The sequence below is a fragment of the Stenomitos rutilans genome (assembly GCF_059505485.1).
On the sequence record NZ_JCACKR010000012.1, the window covers coordinates 83,780 to 103,035 of the forward strand.

General features: G+C 51.4%; 15 protein-coding genes. 10 read left to right on the forward strand and 5 right to left on the reverse strand.

The window, feature by feature from the left end:
- The first annotated feature begins 33 nt into the window (after positions 1-33).
- Entirely contained in the window at positions 34-813 is a 780-nt protein-coding gene (locus tag AC5JLP_RS00890) for an MBL fold metallo-hydrolase (RefSeq protein WP_496066002.1), read from the forward strand.
- A gap of 87 nt (positions 814-900) precedes the next feature.
- Here AC5JLP_RS00890 and AC5JLP_RS00895 read toward each other — a convergent pair whose 3' ends face one another.
- Together AC5JLP_RS00895 and fusA are read right to left on the reverse strand one after the other, a co-directional pair.
- Positions 901-1,266, reverse strand: a complete 366-nt coding sequence (locus tag AC5JLP_RS00895) for a DUF6464 family protein (RefSeq protein ID WP_496066003.1) — start codon at positions 1,264-1,266, stop codon at positions 901-903.
- Between the two features lie 234 nt (positions 1,267-1,500).
- Entirely contained in the window at positions 1,501-3,588 is a 2,088-nt protein-coding gene (fusA, locus tag AC5JLP_RS00900; protein ID WP_496066004.1) for an elongation factor G, read from the reverse strand.
- Positions 3,589-3,923: 335 nt separating this feature from the next.
- Between fusA and AC5JLP_RS00905 the strand changes: the two genes are divergently transcribed.
- Positions 3,924-4,127, forward strand: a complete 204-nt coding sequence (locus tag AC5JLP_RS00905) for a hypothetical protein (RefSeq protein WP_496066005.1) — start codon at positions 3,924-3,926, stop codon at positions 4,125-4,127.
- Between the two features lie 79 nt (positions 4,128-4,206).
- Positions 4,207-6,702, forward strand: coding sequence for an MMPL family transporter (locus AC5JLP_RS00910; RefSeq protein ID WP_496066006.1), 2,496 nt, complete (start codon positions 4,207-4,209; stop codon positions 6,700-6,702).
- Between the two features lie 88 nt (positions 6,703-6,790).
- On the opposite strand, the gene AC5JLP_RS00915 is transcribed toward AC5JLP_RS00910, so the two are convergent.
- Positions 6,791-7,030, reverse strand: coding sequence for a hypothetical protein (locus AC5JLP_RS00915; protein ID WP_496066007.1), 240 nt, complete (start codon positions 7,028-7,030; stop codon positions 6,791-6,793).
- Between the two features lie 231 nt (positions 7,031-7,261).
- Between AC5JLP_RS00915 and hisH the strand changes: the two genes are divergently transcribed.
- From hisH to rsmD, 3 genes are read left to right on the forward strand one after another with little or no spacing between them, the layout of a single operon-like run.
- A complete protein-coding gene (gene hisH / locus AC5JLP_RS00920) occupies positions 7,262-7,906 on the forward strand; it encodes an imidazole glycerol phosphate synthase subunit HisH (RefSeq protein WP_496066008.1) in 645 nt (214 codons plus the stop codon).
- Positions 7,906-8,538, forward strand: a complete 633-nt coding sequence (locus tag AC5JLP_RS00925) for an FMN-binding negative transcriptional regulator (protein WP_496066009.1) — start codon at positions 7,906-7,908, stop codon at positions 8,536-8,538. Before hisH ends, AC5JLP_RS00925 begins: the two co-directional genes overlap by 1 nt.
- The gene (rsmD, locus tag AC5JLP_RS00930; protein ID WP_496066010.1) at positions 8,535-9,074 is read left to right on the forward strand and encodes a 16S rRNA (guanine(966)-N(2))-methyltransferase RsmD; all 540 of its coding nucleotides are present in this window, start codon (positions 8,535-8,537) and stop codon (positions 9,072-9,074) included. The genes AC5JLP_RS00925 and rsmD overlap by 4 nt, the downstream gene beginning before the upstream one ends.
- A gap of 17 nt (positions 9,075-9,091) precedes the next feature.
- On the opposite strand, the gene AC5JLP_RS00935 is transcribed toward rsmD, so the two are convergent.
- Positions 9,092-9,427, reverse strand: a complete 336-nt coding sequence (locus tag AC5JLP_RS00935) for a ParE family toxin-like protein (protein WP_496066011.1) — start codon at positions 9,425-9,427, stop codon at positions 9,092-9,094.
- A 191-nt stretch (positions 9,428-9,618) separates the two neighbouring features.
- Entirely contained in the window at positions 9,619-12,360 is a 2,742-nt protein-coding gene (locus AC5JLP_RS00940; RefSeq protein WP_496066012.1) for a diguanylate cyclase domain-containing protein, read from the reverse strand.
- 432 nt (positions 12,361-12,792) lie between these two features.
- Here AC5JLP_RS00940 and AC5JLP_RS00945 point away from each other — a divergent pair, with 432 nt between their 5' ends.
- From AC5JLP_RS00945 to AC5JLP_RS00960, 4 genes are all read left to right on the forward strand, one after another.
- Positions 12,793-16,155 carry an AAA family ATPase gene (locus AC5JLP_RS00945; RefSeq protein WP_496066013.1) on the forward strand — a complete coding sequence of 1,121 codons (3,363 nt, stop codon included), beginning with the start codon at positions 12,793-12,795 and terminating at the stop codon, positions 16,153-16,155.
- A gap of 511 nt (positions 16,156-16,666) precedes the next feature.
- Positions 16,667-17,905: a hypothetical protein gene (locus AC5JLP_RS00950; protein WP_496066014.1), complete on the forward strand. Its 1,239-nt coding sequence runs from the start codon at positions 16,667-16,669 to the stop codon at positions 17,903-17,905.
- Between the two features lie 187 nt (positions 17,906-18,092).
- Positions 18,093-18,497: a hypothetical protein gene (locus tag AC5JLP_RS00955; RefSeq protein ID WP_496066015.1), complete on the forward strand. Its 405-nt coding sequence runs from the start codon at positions 18,093-18,095 to the stop codon at positions 18,495-18,497.
- A gap of 10 nt (positions 18,498-18,507) precedes the next feature.
- Positions 18,508-18,969 carry a hypothetical protein gene (locus AC5JLP_RS00960; RefSeq protein ID WP_496066016.1) on the forward strand — a complete coding sequence of 154 codons (462 nt, stop codon included), beginning with the start codon at positions 18,508-18,510 and terminating at the stop codon, positions 18,967-18,969.
- Positions 18,970-19,256: the final 287 nt, after the last annotated feature.

The following is a 19,256-nucleotide window of genomic DNA, read 5'->3' on the forward strand; positions in this document are numbered from 1 at the left end:
TAAAATAAAGATTCTTAAAGAATATTACAAATCATGAGATTGACGCGGATCGACCTGAATAGTTGGCTTTTTCACCTGAGCGGGTACACCATTTTGGTTGATCCCTGGCTAGTTGATCCGCTGGTCTTTTATGGTCAGCCCTGGCTATACACGGCGTATCACAACACGCCGATCGCTTACACTCCCGAAACCTTACCACTCATTGATTTGATCTTGCTCTCGCAAGGGGTTGATGACCACTGCCACAAGCCAACGTTAGAACGGCTCGACCGCAGCATTCCTGTTGTTGCGTCCCCCACCGCAGCGAAGGTTGTGCAACAACTTGGCTATCAGCAAATCACCGCGATCGCTCGTTGGGAGGACTTCACGTTGGGCGATACCCTCAAAATTACGGCGATCCCAGGTGCAGAACTGCAACCGGGGCAGATTGAAAACGGCTATTTGCTGCGTGACATTACCGCAAACGAAACCCTTTACTACGAGCCGCACCTGTTCCCAACGAAAGTTCCTGTGGAGCGTTTTGGGTCAGTGGATGTGGCGATCGCGCCCGTGATTGGTCAGGTTATGCCTCTTTTGGGGCAGGTCATCATGGGGCCGCTTCAAGCAATGCATCTAGTAGAAACCCTAAAGCCCCGCTTCTTCTTACCGACCGCTCTAGGAGATGTGCGGGCTGAAGGCATTCTGCCGAAAATCATTCAGACGGTCGGCAGCGTTGAAGAATTTCGCGATCGCCTGCTTGCCTCCGGCGTACCCACCCAACTGCGCGTTCCCGCTCCAGGAGAAACGGTGGAGTTGACGGCGATCGTGCTGTGAAGAGAAGGTTCCGACTTTGGCAAGCGGTCAGCTTTACAGACTGTCTTCTGCCTCCTACCTTCTGCCTCTTTAGCTGCTCCCCGCTCCCTACTCCCCACTCCCCATCGATCGATAATGCGGACAGCGATCGCATGGCCCACTTGGATTTACAGCACACCGTAGCAATTCAGAGCGGGCATTATACCGACAGGTGAGATCGCCAATTACCCAGCACCCCTCTAGTAAGCTACCTTCTGTGAGGGCATCACACTTCTGTACATAGAGCGCAATTTTGTGTAGCTGATAGTGACCCGATCGCAATTGATACTGATGTCTACGCTCTAGAACCCTATACGTTTGACCATCAACTTCTAAATAGGCTCCTGGTTGTGGGTTCCAGGGTAGTGAGAGATAACCAATGGTCGATCGAGGATGATTTAGAATGATTTCTGCAGGCAGCGAATACAACTCCATAGCAAAGACAGTAGCGATCAGTTTAGAGAAAAACAAACTTCCTGATTGGTAGTATGCCGACCAGGAAGCTTAAGGGAATTTCGTGAGTTATGTGAGTTTCTCATTTAGGACTTGCGCAAATCTCGGAGGTTTCAAGCAGGAGGCAGTCATTAACCAACTGTAGCCGTTTGAACCTCCGAGGTTTTGCGATCCATTGTGAGAGCCTTATCCTCTCTAATGGCTAACAACCAACAACTACGATGCCGCCGCCTGGCGTTCTTTGGCTTCCTTGATCACCTCTTCCGCAATGTTATTTGGGCAAGGGGCGTAGTGAGAGAACGACATCGAGAACTGACCGCGACCAGAGGTCATGGTACGCAAGTCACCGATGTAGCCAAACATTTCGCTTAGCGGCACATCCGCCTTAATGCGAGCGCCAGTAGGGCCTGTTTCTTGAGACTTCATCATGCCCCGACGACGGTTGAGGTCACCAATGACATCGCCCATGTAGTTCTCTGGCGTGAACACATCGACATTCATGATTGGCTCCAATAGCTGGGGCGACGCTTTGGGAACCGACTGACGATAGGCCGCTTTCGCCGCAATTTCAAACGCCATTGCCGATGAGTCAACGGGGTGGAAGCCACCTTCCATCAGCGTGAATTTCAAGTCCAGGCAAGGGAAGCCAGCCAGGACACCTTTGTCGGTCATGCTGCCAAACCCTTTTTCGACGGCGGGCCAGTATTCTCTGGGAACGCTGCCACCTGTAACCTTGGACTCAAACTGGAAGCCAGTGCCCGATTCGCCTGGCTCAAGCACATAGTTGATCTTGGCGTATTGACCCGAACCACCCGACTGCTTCTTGTGAATGTAGCCGTCTTCGATGCGCTTGGTAATCGATTCGCGGTAGGCAACCTGAGGTTTACCTACCTCAACCTCGACTCCGTGCGTGCGCTTGAGAATATCCACTTTGATGTCTAAGTGCAGTTCGCCCATCCCTTTGAGAATGGTTTCGCCGCTTTCTTCATCCGTCACCATGTGGAAGGAGGGGTCTTCCTGCACCATTTTGCTGAGGGCAGCGACCATTTTTTCTTCACCGCCTTTCGCCTTAGGCTTGACCGCGATCGAAATCACAGGCTCTGGGAAGACCATTGGTTCCAGCGTTGCCGGATTCTTGGGATCGCAGAGGGTGTGTCCAGTTTGGACGTTTTTCATGCCCACGATCGCGATGATGTCGCCTGCTTGTGCAGAGTCGATTTCTTCACGCGAATTGGCGTGCATTTCCACCAGACGGCTCACCCGCTCGGTTTTGCCCGTGAAGGTGTTGAGAATCGTATCGCCCTTAGACAGTTTGCCGGAGTAGAGACGGGTAAAGGTCAGCGCACCAAAACGATCGTCCATGATTTTGAACGCCAGGGCACGCAGCGGTTTTTCAGGATCGACCACAGCAAAACTACCCGTTTCGTTGCCTTCCAGATCAACTTCGGGCTGAGGCTTGACTTCCATTGGGTTAGGCAGATAGTCCACCACCGCATCCAGCACCAGCTGCACGCCCTTATTTTTAAAGGACGAGCCGCAGTAGGTCGGGAAAAAGGCGAGGTCGCGAGTGCCTTTGCGGATACAGCGCTTCAGGGTCTCGATGTCAGGCTCTTCTCCTTCCAGGTACTTTTCCATCACATCGTCGTCTTGCTCGATCGCCAGTTCAATCAACTGCTCACGATACATTTCGACCTGATCAACCATATCCGTCGGAACGTCCTTGATCTTGTAACTCATGGGATCGCCGGAGTCATCCCAGATCCAGGCTTTGCGGGTCAGCAGATCCACCACGCCCGTAAACTGTTCTTCCACGCCGATCGGTAGCACCATCACCAGCGGCTTTGCGCCCAAGATCGTGTCTACCTGCTTGACCACACGAAAGAAATCTGCGCCCGTGCGATCGAGCTTGTTGACGTAGATAATACGCGCCACTTCAGAGTCGTTGGCATAGCGCCAGTTGGTTTCGGATTGGGGTTCCACACCGCCCGAACCGCAGAACACACCGATCCCGCCGTCGAGTACCTTGAGCGAACGATACACTTCGATGGTGAAGTCAACGTGCCCAGGGGTGTCAATGATGTTTAACTGGTGGTCATTCCAGAAGCAGCTTGTCGCAGCAGACTGAATCGTGATGCCACGCTCTTGCTCCTGCTCCATGAAGTCCGTCGTTGCCGCGCCTTCATGCACCTCACCAATTTTGTGGATCTTTCCTGTCAATTTCAGGATGCGTTCGGTAGTGGTTGTTTTACCAGCATCCACGTGAGCGAAGATGCCGATGTTTCGATAACGAGTGAGGTCTTTCATAGTTGCTCTCTAGATTAAATGCGACAAACCGTTGGTGACCACCTGTAAGCGGTATATAGAGGGAATCGGTGTTGTCTTGATAGCCAGGGCGGGCTAAAGTCCAGCCAGTTGAAGTGTTCAACCACTGGGAAGATTAAGGAATCCTTTTACACGCTCGTAGCTATATTTACAATTGTAAATTGCCGCGCCATAAATTGTAGACCGGGATTGGTATGGATTCCTCTCCACGATCGCACTTTAGATGCACCGCTTAGGGAAGCAGAACGCGACGCAGCGTTTAGCCATCCTAAGGTGTCGCTCCTTTATGCGTTCTTCCGGCAAGCCTGCGATGAGTCATGAAAGAAGAACTGTTGCCGTTGCTGGCTGATCGGTGCGATCGTAGCAAATCTGTTAGCCTTGTCGCCCCAACGGGCACTTTACGCTTAATGGACGTTGCGGTGTCCTCACAGAGAAGATTCAGCTTCGGTTCATTCTCGCGATCGTGGTGGGTGGTAGTCTTGCTAGAACCTGGCGGACTAGCCGACGACACGCGAGTTTAACCCCGCTTTACGGCACGATCACGCGGCTGTTCAACTGAGCGTGAGCAAACAAAATGCGGATTAACCTTCTGTGAGCTTGATGGAACCAGCGCCAGCGTATCTCAAAATGCGACCCAAGCAACCCGGTTTTTATACGCTGGGACGGCTGGTGTATCGCTATCGCAAGCTGACGATCGTGTTGTGGGCAATCCTGATGGCGCTCAGCCTTGCAGCAACGCCGCATTTAGAAGGAGTGCTCAAAGAAACGGGGGCTGTGTATGAAGCTGGCAGCGCCTATCAGTCAGAGCAACGCCTACAGCAAGACTTCCATGTGACAGCCGATGCGCTGACGCTCGTCTTTCAACGCCTTCCAGATGACGTCGCTGAGCAGAATCAGTTGCCGAAAAAGTCGCAAACGGATCAAGCGCAAATCGAGGCACGGCTTCAGCTAATCCGGCAGTTACCAGGCGTCAGTGCTGTGATCAGCGCCACAGACCAGCCGACCGCTCGCAGCGCTGATGGGCAGGTGCAGTACAGCATGATTCACCTCACGGTGACTGAGGTGAGCGACATTCTGCCGATGATTGATCGCATTGAGCAACTCCTTGCCAAACAACCGATGCCTGGTTGGAAAAGCTTTTTGACAGGTATTCCCGTTGTGAACCGTGATGTGCAGCAGATTAGTCAAACGGATCTTGGTCGGATTGAATTTTTGGTGCTGCCGCTGACGTTGATGGCGCTGTTGGTTGTCTTTGGCTCGATCGTCGCTGCAATTTTGCCCGTAGTAATGGCAGTCGTTGCCGTCTCAGTAACGTTTGGGCTGTTGTACCTGATTGCGTTGCAGTTAAGTGTATCTGTGTTTGCGCTCAACCTCGCTAGCATGTTGGGGTTGGGGCTGGGCATTGACTACGCCTTGCTGATCGTCAGTCGATTTCGTGAAGAGCTAGGGACAGGGACGGTGGAGACCGCGATCGCTCGTACCGTTGAAACGGCTGGGCGTGCTGTCTTTTTCTCAGGTATGACTGTTTGCATCGGCCTAATGGGGCTGCTGCTGTTTCCCATTACCCTGCTGCAATCGTTAGGGATGGCGGGTTCGTTGGTCGTTTTGCTGTCCGTTGTCGTGGCGCTAACGCTGCTACCTGCCTTATTGGGACTACTGGGACAACGGGTACAGCGACGATCGTTTGTGGTTAAGTTTGCGCTGCAACGGCAAGGTTGCTGGGCTGCGATCGCTCGTAACGTCATTCGTCATAGTATTCCAGCCAGCTTTGCTGTGTTGATCATTGTCTCTGGACTGAGTGCGCCGTTTCTGCAAGCTCACTTTGGCATCACAGGCGCAGACATTTTGCCCAAAGAGGTTGCTGCTCGGGCGGGAACAGAGCTTTTAACGCAAGCCTTTGGTGCAGGCGAAAGCAGTCCCATTCTGGTACTCATTCGCACGCCATCCTCTAAAGACACTATTCTCTCAACACCACATATTGCCACTCTGTATGAAACGGTCAAGCAACTCACTGCCGATCCGCGAGTAGAGCGTGTGTCTAGCCTGTTTAGCCCCAATCCTTCTTTGCCATTGACCGCCTACCAACAGCTTTATGCTGCCTCCCAAAACGGATCACCATCTGAGCTAACGGCTGTTGTAAAAGCACCTGATCGGGATTCGTTGTTTGTGTTTAAGAGCCAGCCAACAGACAGTGAGGTAGACGCACAAAAAACAACACGTGGTTTGCGATCGTTACAGTCTGACGTGCCCTTGAAAGGAATACAAACCTGGGTCACTGGGCGTACTTTTACCCTAGTTGTGGTGAACAGTCGTACTGCCAGAAATAGCCATGACACGCAAGCGTTGGTGAGGGATATCCAAGACTGGAAGCTAGACGGGCTGCAAGTATGGGTGGCAGGTCAAACGGCGCGCGAACTAGACACCATGCAAGCCATGTATGAGAGGTTTCCTACCGTGCTTGGCATCATGATGGGAGTGACGTTTGTGATTCTGTATCTTTTGCTCGATTCAGTGGTTTTGCCGCTCAAAGCGATCGCCATGAATGTGCTGTCGATCGGCGCATCGTTTGGGGCGTTAGTCTTCATTTTTCAAGACGGTCATTTGCAGCACTGGCTCCATTTTGCGCCTGTAGGCTATATCGATCTGCTGCTGCCGATCGTCTTATTCTGCGTTCTATTCGGGCTGAGCATGGATTATGAAGTCTTCATGCTCACTCGCATCAAAGAAACCTACGACGAAGGCAAAAGCAACACCGAAAGCGTCATCAGCGGTCTGGAGAATACGGGCAGCATTATCACCAGTGCCGCACTCCTCATGATTATCGTTACCAGTGCGTTTGTCTTCAGCCGCATTATCTTCGTCAAAGCGCTGGGACTGGGATGCGCGATCGCGGTTTTACTGGATGTCACACTCATTCGAGCCGTGCTCGTGCCAGCGACGATGAACCTTTTGGGCGAATGGAACTGGTGGTCGCCGCGATGGTGGGGAGTGGCAGGGAGGCAAGGGGGGCTGGAGGAGCAGAGGGGACTTGGGGGGCTGAGGAAGTTGGAGAGGCAGAGGAAGCTTGGGGAGCAAGGGAAGGAGGGAAAGATTTGAGTAGTGTTTTGCACCGCTTTACTAAAGAGTTCTGAGTCGCTCCCTCCGCTCTCCTTGCTCCCTCCTCTTCCCCTGCCCTCGCTCCTCCTCACTCCTCTTCCATCGCTTCCTGTACAAAGAGCCGCGCGAGGCGATCGTACATGCCTGCACCGATGTACTGCGGGTACTTGTGCAGCCGACTGTAGACCCACACCAGATCGTCAAAGAGAAAAATACGAATGTCTTCTGTCAGGCTTTTGCATTCGGGGATGAGGTCTTTGGCAGCGTTGAGGGCATCTGTCCAGCGATCGAAGGTTTGTGAGAATCTGGGTGTGACAACTTTGAACATGGAGAAGGAGTGGGGAATGGGGGATAGGGGTTGGGAGATAGGAGATGGGGGATGGGGAGAAGTCAGGAGTCAGGAGGTAGAAGTGAAGGAGGATGAATGATGGCTTTTAGACCACAATTAAGCTCTGTTGGTGGATGTGAATTTGCATTTGCCGCAGCGTTTCCGGCTAGCGTGTAGGCGACTGTGGCAGACTACAATTTTAGAGAGTGAACGCGCATAAAGGGACAGAAGATGCCAACGATCGCAGTGGTGGACTACGACATGGGCAACCTGCACTCTGCCTGTAAAGGACTGGAGAAAGCAGGTGCAGCTCCCAAGATTACCGATTCGTCGCTTGAGTTGGAACAGGCGGATGCGATCGTGCTGCCCGGTGTTGGTGCCTTTGATCCGGCTGTACAACATTTGCGATCGCGCCATTTGGAAGCACCGCTTAAACGAGCGATCGCCAGCGGCAAACCTTTTTTGGGCATTTGCCTGGGGTTGCAAATTCTGTTTGAGTCCAGTGAGGAAGGTAAGGAACCGGGCTTAGGCATTATCGCAGGCACCGTCAAGCGCTTTCGTCATGAACCCGGCATCACCATTCCGCACATGGGCTGGAATCAGTTAGAACTCACTCAACCCCATTCTCCCTTGTGGCAGCAATTACCTGCCGCTCCGTGGCTGTACTTTGTGCATTCGTATTACGTTGATCCCACTGATGCTAATGTGCGTGCTGCAACGATTACGCATGGAAGCCAGACAGTGACGGCTGCGATCGCAAAAGAGAACCTCATGGCAGTTCAATTTCATCCTGAAAAATCGTCTACATCAGGGCTGCAAATCCTGGCAAATTTTGTGCAGTTAGTGAATAGTCGTCCTTTATCTATGATCGGCTGATGTATGTTTCACCAGCTTTTCGTGAAGACGATTTGAAAAAGCTCGTTGATTTTATGCAGGCATTTAGCTTTGCCACCTTGGTGACTGTTGTAGACAACATTCCGACGGCATCTCACGTGCCATTAGTTACAACAGTCCATGATGGGGTTGTCAAACTTACAGGACATCTTGCTAAGGCAAATCCTCAGTGGCAAGCCTTTGGTCAAGCTGAGTCATTAGCAATTTTCAACGATCCACACGCTTACATATCGCCCTCACTGTACGAAAAGCGCGAGAATGTACCCACATGGAACTACATCGCAGTCCACGCGTTTGGCAAGCCGCAGATGATTACGCTGGCAGAGTCTCCAGAAAGTATAGACGCGATGATTAAAGCGATGGTTTCTTTTTATGAACCCGCTTATAAACCACAATGGGATGCACTGTCAGCGGGCTATCGCGAGGGCATGATGGCGGCGATCGTTGGCTTTGAAATGCAAGTAACCAAGTTAGAAGGCAAGTATAAACTCAGCCAAAATCGAAGCCACTTTGATCAAAGTAATGTCGCTGACTCGTTGCTGCAACATCAAGACATGACAGTTGCGCAAGTAGGCGAAGCGATGCAGAAAAACTTATCTGACCAGACGCAATGAGCTTACGGATTTACGGTAATCGGCAGCTCAAAACCCTGCCAGGACAGGAAACACGACCCACGCTGGCGATCGTGCGATCGGCCTTATTCAACATTTGGCAGGGCACAATTGTAGACTGTCGTTGGTTGGATCTCTGTGCAGGTAGTGGCGCGATGGGTGCGGAAGCGCTTTGCCGAGGGGCAAGCCTTGTTGTTGGCATTGAACAGTCTACTCGTGCCTGTGCCATTATTCGGCAAAACTGGCAGCAAGTGGCGAAAGAAACTCAAACGTTTCAAGTGTTACGAGGTGATGTGCGACAGCGCATAAAAGCACTGGAAGGGCAGAAATTCGATCACATTTACTTTGATCCACCCTATGACAGTAATTTGTATGAACCCGTGATCGAGGCGATCGCGTGCCTTCAACTTTTAGTGCCCGATGGAGAATTCGCGGTGGAGCATAGCCCCGATCGCAAAAATATGCCAACACCAGTAACTCTGAAACTTTGTCGCCAAAAGGTTTATGGCAAGACGGCACTCACCTTTTATCGAGCGTAAAGAGCGTCGCTGGTAGCCTATCCGATGGCGACCCGATTGCGAGCGATCGCGTTGTACTGTTCATGAGAAAGCACTTTAAGCGGCAGAAGACCGTCTTTTTGCTCACGGCACAGCAAGCGGTAGCTGTAAGTGACTGGAATCGAGATGAGTGTGCGGTCAAACCGAAAGCGCTTGCCTTGAAACTGGTAGTAGCCTTTTCCAGCACTGAGTTCCTGCAAAATTTTTCGCGCTTTAAGGACAATGTGTGTCGGTAAACCTGTGAGATCAACAGAATCATGTGCAAAGGCTTGCTGCCATTGCTGTCGGTGCTGCCGTTTTTGCTCGTCATCGCGTTGCTGAGTTTGGCTATCCATCGCTTTACTGGCATAGGGGTGACACGTTTTACCCAAATCTTGATGCCCACAGGAGAACCATTTTTTGTGCTTCCTGCACCGTCTTCCCATAACGTAGTTGATGTAAGGAGAATGATTGGTATAAATTCAAACGCTCCTTCAAGATTTCGCTCATTACATCAGAGGAAAACCGTCCATCACCAGGCCGATTCTTACAACTGGTACGTTACGGTGCGATCGCGTCCCTCTTTTTTAGCGCGATACAGGGCTGTGTCAGCCGCAGCAACCAAGTTATTGAGTGTTCCATCAACCTGTGGAATCGTACTGGCAATGCCCAGGCTAATGGTAATGTAGTCGCTCACTTTAGAGTGGGCATGGGATAATTTGAGTCGTCGAATTTCTGCCTGAAGCGCGGCGGCTACAGTATTAGCACCCTCACTGTCGGTATTTGGCAGCACGACAACAAACTCTTCACCACCATACCGTGCTAGCAAATCACTGGGGCGCTTGATGGCACTACTCATAGCCTGAGCAATTTGACGTAAACATTCATCGCCTGCCTGATGCCCATAGCGATCGTTGTAGGGCTTGAAGAAATCGACATCACAAAGGATCAACGATAGCGGCGTTTGTTCTCGTACTGCTCGTCGCCACTCTTGCGTAAAATAGGTATCAAAGCGGTGCCGATTGGCAATCTGGGTTAAGCCATCCAGCGTTGCAAGGCGCTTTAGCTCTAAGTTCACTTGCTTGAGAGCATCTTCGGCTTTTTGGCGTTCAGCGATTTCCTGTTCTAATGCCAGTGTGCGTTCCTGAACCTGCTGCTCTAACAGACGGTTGTAATTTGCCAGGAAGAGTTCTGCCTGTTTGCGATCGGTCACGTTGATCGAGAACCCATCATAAATGACATCACCATTAGGTTGTCGCTCTGGGCAGGAGAAATGTTGTACCCAAATGAGACGACCAGACGGCAGCAGCACGCGATGTTCCATCGACCAGGGCTGAAGTTGTTGCGTGCAAAGATCAATGGATGTTCGCATGGCTGCCAGGTCTTCTGGAGGAACCATACGCCACAAGCAGTTAGGATCATCCATTGCCAATGCCTGGTCGGTTTCATACAGTTCACGAAACCGTGGACTGAGGTACGTAAACCCTCTGGTGCCATTGGCGTAATAGACATAGCGGTAGATCACACCTGGCACATTCTCAGTCAGCCGACGAAAGCGTGCTTCACTGGCACGCAGCGTTGCTTCAGCATGCTTACGTTCACTCACGTCTTGGAAGGCTACGATCGCATAAGTAACCTTGCCCAGACCGTCCACAATCGGTGTTGCCAGCACTTCCAGAAAGTGGATGTCGCCGTCTCGGTGCAGTTCAAGATCATCTGTGACAACGTTTTCACCTCTTAAAGCCCGTACAGCAGGTAGGTCTTCAACTGGGTAAAGTTGCTGCGTACCAACCCGATAAATCTGGTAGGCAGCAGCCTGTCGCTCGATAGTGCGGTCTGGAATCGTCTCAATGCCTAATAAGCGCTTAGCGGTCTGGTTAAAGTAAAAAACAGTGCCATCAGGATTATGGACAGCAACCCCAATTGGGAGCGCTTCTAAAAACTGCGCCAAGCGACTTTCACCGTCCGAGAGCTTTTGATTTAACTGCTGCATTTCAGCGAGAGAGGCTTGGAGTTGACTCGCCATTTGATTAAAGGAATGGGTAAGTTCGCCCAGTTCATCCGCTCGATCAAGTGTGATTGGAGGCTGCCATTGTCCGGCTGCGATCGCCTTCGCAGTTGCGTTGAGGCGCAAGATTGGGCGGGTGATTCTACGGGCTGTCACCGCACCAATCGCGATCGACACAATCAAAGCAGCAAGACACAGCCAAACTGTTGTACGAGTATTGGCATCAATGCGCGCCATAAAATCAGATTCGGGCATTACGGCTACAATCAGCCAATTCAAGCCAAACTCATCCCGCCAGGGAGATACCTGCACATAGGCACGCTGCCCACGGTTCTCAAACTGGAGCCGCTGTGGTTTTTGAATACTTCCAAAATTGCCGATCGCATGCTGCAAATGCTCTACAGTGGCTCGAATCAGTGGATCACTACTGGCAGAAGCTGTAAGCCGTTGAAGCCTGCCACCTGCTTTGGTGTAAGAGCGCTGATGATCAGAACTAGCAACCAGGTTTCCATCTGGTTCCATAACAAAGACTCGTCCAGAGTGGCTGACATGCAAGCGGTTCAAGAAGACGCTGATATCATTCAGGTATAGATCAACGGCAGCGACCCCAGCCAACCGCCCCGATGCCTGATAAAACGGCTTGACGGCTGTAATGGTTAGTCCTTCATTTGCCTCACCAATAAAGGCATAAATCTCGCTCCAGGTTGCTTTACCTTTAGCGGCGGCTTTGTACCAGGGACGACGACGTGGATCATAGTTTTTGGAAATACCCACTTGCTTGATTCGATCGCCTCTGGCATCAACGGCATAGGAAAGATAGTTTCCCTTCGTCGTACCATCGGCGACTTCAACAATATGGTCGAGTTGACCAAACCTTTGCGTGGGTCCCGCACCAATAAACTTGCCCTGTTCATTGCCTACGTAGATAAAACTAACCCCATCAAACGTTTGAATGCGCTTTAAGAAATAGGCATCTAAACTCCGCAGGTTAGGTGCCTTGAGGCTGATCGTACCGAGCTCCAGATCATCTGTAACCAGTCGCGTAATTTGTTGGGGCAGTTTTGTATAAGATTTGAGATGCTGTTGCGTGCGATCGCTCACATCACTCATTAGTTGATTCACCAAATCATTCACCGCCTGTTGCCCGTTCTTAAACGAGAGGTAGCTAACTAACCCAACTGTGCCCACAATTTGTAAAACAAAGGGCACAATCAGCACACAGCGCAAAGGCGTATTTCCTATCCTTCTAGCGGTAATCTGCTTGAACAAGTGAAACAACATTCGTTATCTGGATTAGATTGAGTGATCTAGCCTTGCTTGAGCCAGGAAGCACAGCTTGTGAAGGCAGAGTTAGGATAGAGGGCTGAGCGTATTGCATCAGAGAAACACTGCCAGTCACCCAACATCAAGCTTAAAGTGCCCATATTTCAACCATAGAGTGTCTTAGAAGTTGACTCGCCCACGTATGTATACAGTGTAGAGAAGCAAGCTAACAAGGCTTTAACCGCGAATTAACACGTCTCAGCAAGTACCGCCAACTCAGTTGAAATCGTTTCACTTTACAAAAATATTTTTGCTGTAGCAAACTTTGCTCATTCAAGCCTGCTATTTTGCTTCTAGTTTGATAGAAAGTGCTGGCGTACTAAAGTGCAAATGTATTAAAGTGCAAGCGTACTGCTAATCTGAAGATTAGGTCTGCAACGCTGGTACGGCATGATTCCCCTAAAGCTAGTACTCAAGAACTTTCTTAGCTATCGTGAAGCAACTCTAGATTTTCGAGGGTTACACACGGCCTGTATTTGTGGTGCCAATGGAGCCGGAAAATCATCCTTGTTGGAAGCGATCGCGTGGGCAGTTTGGGGGCAAAGCCGTGCTGCTGCCGAAGACGATGTCATCCACATTGGCGCACAAGAAACACAAGTGGATTTTATTTTTATCAACAATCAGCAAACTTACCGCATCGTCCGCAGTCGCTACCGAGGGCAGTCTTCGTCACTAGAGTTTCAGGTGGCGCAGGGGAAGGAGAGGAGAGAGGAGAGGGGGGAGAGGAGAAAAGCAGGGGAAGCAGGGGAAGCAGGGGAAGCAGGGGAAGCAGGGGAAGCAGGGGAAGCAACTCAACCTGTTCTTACGTCCCAGACCCCACACCCCACTCTCACCTTCCGTACTCTGACTGCCAAGGGTGTTCGTGCCACGCAGCAATTGATTCTAGAACACCTGAAGCTTGATTATGAGACGTTTGTAAATTCGGCGTATTTACGACAGGGAAGGGCCGATGAGTTTATGCTGAAGCGTCCTACGGAACGGAAGCAGATTTTGGCAGATCTCTTGAAGCTTGACCAGTACGATCGCATGGCAGAGCAGGCAAAAGATCAGTCGCGTCAGTTTAAGGGGCAGCTTGAGTTGCTAGAACGCAATCTCGAAGTTGTGCAGAAACAGCTACAGCAGCGCGATCGCATCGTTCAAGAACAGCTTGGGCTAGAGGGCGTTTTGGCAGGGATGCAGCAGCAACAGGCGACAGACAGCGAACAACTTCAAGCTCTGCAAACCATCCAGCAACAGCACCAAACCTGGCAGCAGCAGTTGACGTGGCAGCAACAACAGCAGCGTCACCAAGCACAAGACTGTCAGCGGTTACAGCGAGAATTAGCCGCTGCCCAACAGCAACAGCAAGAACTAGAGACCCTGCTGCAACAAGAGGCTGCGATCGTGGCAGGCTATCACCACTTTCAAACCTTGCAGGTGCATGAAGAAGCCCTTGCTGCTCGCTTTAAAGCCCATCAGATTGCCCAGCACCAGCTACAGCACTATCAACAGCAGCAAACCGAACATTTAGCCACGCAACAGCGCCAACTGCAACAGCTTCAGGCACAGCTAGAAGCACTCCTGCAACAGGAGGCAGAACTACAGCAAACGCTCAGCAAAACCGCGAACATCACCGCCGCTCTCCAGCAATTGCAACAGGCACGAACCCATCTGATTCACCTCGATCAGCTTCAGGTTCAAGCTTCACCTCTTTTGCAGCGTCGCCAGCAGCTTCAAAACCAGATCGAGCGCGAACAAACCCGCCTCACCGCTCGGCTAGAAGAACTTCAGGCATCAGCGCATCAACTACAAGCACAGCAGCAATGCCAACCACAATTAAAACAAGCGGTGCAAGATGTGAGCGATCGCATCGCCGCGCTAGAAGCACGCCGCACCTACCAAGAACGAGTGCGTGAGCGAGGGTTAGAACGCCGTAGCTTTATGGAACAGCTTCAAGAACAGCAACGGCACTGCGAAGCACAGTTAGCAGAGTTAGAACAGAAAATGCAACTATTGAAGCAGGAGCCAGGAGCCAGAAGTCAGGAGTCAGAGGTAGCGGGGCAGGGGAGCGGAGTCAAGGGGAACAGGGGAAGCAGGAGAAGGCACGCAGACATGGAGACACAGGGACACGGAGACACTAAACTTAGAACTCAAAACTTAGAATTCATCACTCATAACTCTCCTCCCCCCTTTCCCTCCTACCCCCCCTGCCCCCTCTGCAATCGCCCCCTCGACGAACAGCATTGGAGCCTTGTGCTAGAGAAGCATCAGGCGGAGCAGCAAGCCATCACAGAGCAAATCTGGGTCATCCGGGAGCAGCTATCCGCTTCGGAACGTGAAATTCAAATTTTGCGACAAGAATATCGTGACCTAGAGCGAGAGCTGAAGCCTTATCACGCTGTGCTGGAGCGCCGGGGGCAATTGCAAGAGCAGCTTCAAACGACGATCGCCACTCAAACAACCTTGCAGCAGATCGTGGCTGAAGCGGCGGAGTTAGAACAATCACTTCAGCTTGGCAACTACGCAACGGAACTGCAAGAAGAACTACGGTTGCTTGATCACAGCCTCAACCAATTGAACTATGACGAAAAAAATCATGCGCTAGCACGGGGCGAAGTCGATCGCTGGCGATGGGCAGAAATCCGTCATGCCGAAATGAAGCAGGCACAGCGGCGACACACCCAACTGGCACAACGGCAACCAGATCTAGAAGCACAGGTTGCCGCAGAGCAAGCCAGCCTTGACCAGTTAAATGCTGAAACGGCTGCCCAGCTTGCTGCATTGAAACACCACATGGCTGAAACTGGCTACGACCTGGAACAGCACAACAACATTCGTCAAGCGTTGCGGCAGTCGCAAACCTGGCAGCTTCAGCATCAAGAACTAGAGCGTGCCCGCCAACAGCACCCACAAAGCCAGCAGCGAGTGCTTGCCCTCACGCAAACATTGCACGATCGCCAGCACGATCGCCAACTGGCTGCAACACAGATCCAGCAGCTAGTGCAACAGCTAGAGCAAACGCCAGCGTGTCAGGCGCAAATTCAACAATTAGAACAGTCTATGCAGCAGCGGCGATCGCAACTCGATGAAAATCTTGCCGCTCTTGGCCGCCTACAGCAACAACAGCAGCAGCTAGAAATACTCAAAACTCAAAACTCAAAACTCAAAACCGACCTACAAACTGCCCGTCACCAGCAGCGCATTTATCAGGAGTTAGCGCAAGCGTTCGGCAAAAATGGCATTCAAGCCTTGATGATTGAAAATGCCTTGCCCCAACTCGAAGCCGAAACCAACCAGATTCTCAGTCGCCTCAGCGCCAATCAACTCCATATTCAATTTGTCACCCAGCGCTCCAATCGTCGTGAGCAAGCCCGCCAAGCAAAGCTGGCAACCAAAGCACCACACAACGAGACCCCATCATCTAAACTCATTGAAACGCTGGATATTCTCATTGCTGACGCTCACGGTACTCGTCCCTATGAAACCTATTCAGGTGGAGAAGCGTTTCGGGTAAACTTTGCCATTCGGTTAGCCTTAGCGCGCCTACTGACACATCGATCGGGTACCGCGCTGCAAATGCTGATTGTGGATGAAGGCTTTGGCACCCAGGATGCGGAAGGGTGCGATCGCCTGATTGCGGCTATCAACGCGATCGCGGCTGACTTCGCTTGCATTCTTACCGTTACCCATGTCCCCCACTTCAAAGAAGCCTTTCAATCGCGTATTGAAGTATCCAAAACAGAGCAGGGGTCACAGGTTAGCTTGGTGATCTAAAGGCCGCTGGTTGTGACACGCGATTGATCATACGATAGGTGCAAAATTGGCCTATATGTTGTCCAACGATCAAGACAGTGCGCCCCTCCAACTCAGAGCGTTGTTAGCACCCCCTTCATCATGCCTACACCGCTGTTTGGGGCGCTTATCCACGGCAGTTAGAACCGACTCTGCATCCAATTGGGAAACAGCAGACTCAAACGCTTAAGCGTAAGCATCTGATTGCTTTTCTAAAGCAGTACGGATGCACAATATAGTCCATTGGTCTCTTTACGAACCGCTATGAGTTTGGCCTAGCATTTAACTGTATCCACACGTCTAGTCCACTACCCTGCCATAGCATTTTAGTTAGATGGCGCTGAAGGATCTTTTAAGGGTACTTCCGGGAATTGGCAAAAAATTGTCGTCAATAATCATCCTTCTATAGTACCATTGTACTAATACTGAGTAGAGGTCTCTCATTTGGGTTCGCTGAGGGACTTTTTGCTGACCGAGCTGACTATCCCCCATTATGGACGAACTTCAAGCACGTTTCAGAGCAAGACGATCGCTGCAAACAGAGATGCATCTCGCCAAGCAGCCCTATCCAGAATTTGAGGACTCAGAATTTGAGGGTTCAAATGAGGGGGCGCAACAGGGTGACGCAAATGTCGTAGAAATGCCCCACCGCCAGAAGACTGAAGCACCATCTGAAGCACCTGCACAAGGCTCTACCACTAAACGCAAGCCTGTCGCCAAGCGTAAGTCTGCCACACCACTCCCAAAGGCGTTTTCCTTTCGGCAAATGCGTGACGGGCATCAACAGCCGTATATCGATGAGCTAAAGCGGTTAGAAGCTCAGGCAGAACGAATCAATCAACTGCTGGCAGAGCGCAAGCGTAAGAAGGCTCAGGCCGAGCAAGATGCCTTGACTGGCGATGCTGCGCCTGGGTCAGCCGCTGCTTCTCCGTCTAAAAAGAAGGCTACGAGAAGTAGTAAGCACTCCCCCCGATCGCCCCAACGAGAGGTTCCACCCATGCCAGCTCAGGATGATGATACGGAAGCCTTAGAAGCTCAGGCAGAGCGGATCAAGCAATTGTTGCAGGAGCTAGAAACGGCACTGATTGAGGGAGAACCAACAGCACAAGACGCGATCGCTCCTGGCAACACCCGCGATCGCACCCAGTCTGGCTCCGCGACTTCTGTCGTTCAACCTCCGCCTGCTTCGGGTGTAGAAGCTTTTGGGACTAGCATTTATCGCTATGGGGCCAACGGCAAACCCGTTCCTGCAAACCAGCCCCCGCTATCACTCCACAGTGACCAAAAAGCGCAGCAGGAGGCAACAGAAACGGCTCAGGCATTACGCTCTCTAGCCAGCCGTGATGGTGGGCGCGCACTGGTAGAACCCTCGATGATCAGTGGCTATCCTGAAGTGCGCCGTGGGCGATCGCGGACATCTCAGTCACCGTTGGGGTTTTTCTCCGTTCGGCGCTACGGCTTACAGTTGCGGCAGTTGCTTCAATTACCGCAAAAGTCAATAGATAAAATTGGTGATGCGGTGCTTTGGATTGTGCTTGCTGCTGCTATTCGCGTGGGCTCAAGGCTACTGTTGGCAATGGTGCCAGCGCTCACGCCCGTTTTTCTGGTGTTGATGTTTGCGCCAGCGGCGCTTGCCGTTTACCTGGCGCTGTTTGTGCCCAGAGCTGGCTTTGTTTCTATCTACCGCTTGTTTCTCATTATGCTGGGATTGCTCCTGGGAGGCAGGCTCTAGTCTAATTGCGCGTTGTGTTCGCCGAGTTCCTTGGAGTCTCGTGTTTGCGAACCTGCTAGCCCTCTCAGTATGCAACCTTAGTCCATTTGTGCCCGTGGGGAAGCTAGAAGCTGGAATCCTCTCATCTATAAGCCTCCTAGCTGCTGACTCCCAAATGCTTAGACCAACCAATCGATTAGGAGGATGGATGGGATACTCAAAGTCTGAACCTGTAATTTCAAAGCAGCTGCTGGCTGGAGGCGCTGTGCTTTTGGCGTTTGGGCTTTTGTTAGATTTACATAGCCTGCCTTCGCTATTGAGCAAAAATTTCAGTAAAAAAGCCTCTGGTGAACCGTGTCAGGAGGTTGTGCAGTCGCAGGCGAAGTTGTCGAGACAGCAGTTAGCGCGGTTGCTTACGGTGCCTGAAGGCGATAAAAAGCAAAAAGTGCAAGAAATTGTGAAAGAGCCCTACTGCAGGCTGGTTGACCTTCAAGTCCGGGCAGGCGCAACGGCTCAGCGGGAAGCGTATCCTCTAGAGTTTGAACCGCAAACCTGGTTAGTCATTCTGTACGAAGGCGATCAGTACGCTGGATATCGCTTCAATGTTCGATAGAGTTGCTTTCATGAAGGTCAGAGATACTTTGCTCAATGTTGGTCTGCTGGCTATGACGCTGCTGCCGATCGGGTGTACGAAAGCTCCCAGCCCTGAATCACCGCTTAGCATCAAGCTTTACCAAAGTTGGGAGCTGCAACCGGGTGACATGATCGCCGATCGCAAAGTTCTCGGTGGGCTTGGCGATATTTCGATTGCGCTGGATGGCAATCAGGTCTACGCGCCTTTTGATGGCCGTACTCAGCTTGACAATCGCCGTTGTCTAATCTTTTCTAGCCCAGATGTCCCTGCTTACCTTTTTCGCCTCTGTGGTTTGAAGGAGCCGCATTTGGGCGAAGTCAGTCAAGGAGAGGCGATCGGCAATGGTGATTTGCTACTTTTCGCCGCTTTGCGCAAGCAACCAAACGGTACCTGGGCGATCGTGGAACCTGCAAAAACAATCCTGGAGCGTATGCTCAAAAAGACAGCGTGAGCTTCTGCTCAATTGTCGGGATTTTATAGGGAAAAGGATGTATAGATTTAATGGGAGAGTAACTCGTCTCGCGAGTCCTGGTGCATCGACTGCTTGATCTAGACAATTGACCGCTTGCATGAATTAGCTTCTGCCCCCCTTTGCCCTCCAACGCTGAAGAACTAGACATTTACTTGCCTCAGCATTGAGAGAGCGAGAGGGGTTTTAGTATTCGCGCAAGCAGTCTAATGAACCGTTAGAGTTTCAGTTGCTTAGGGCTTACTCGTATAAAGTCCACGCTTTCTGGT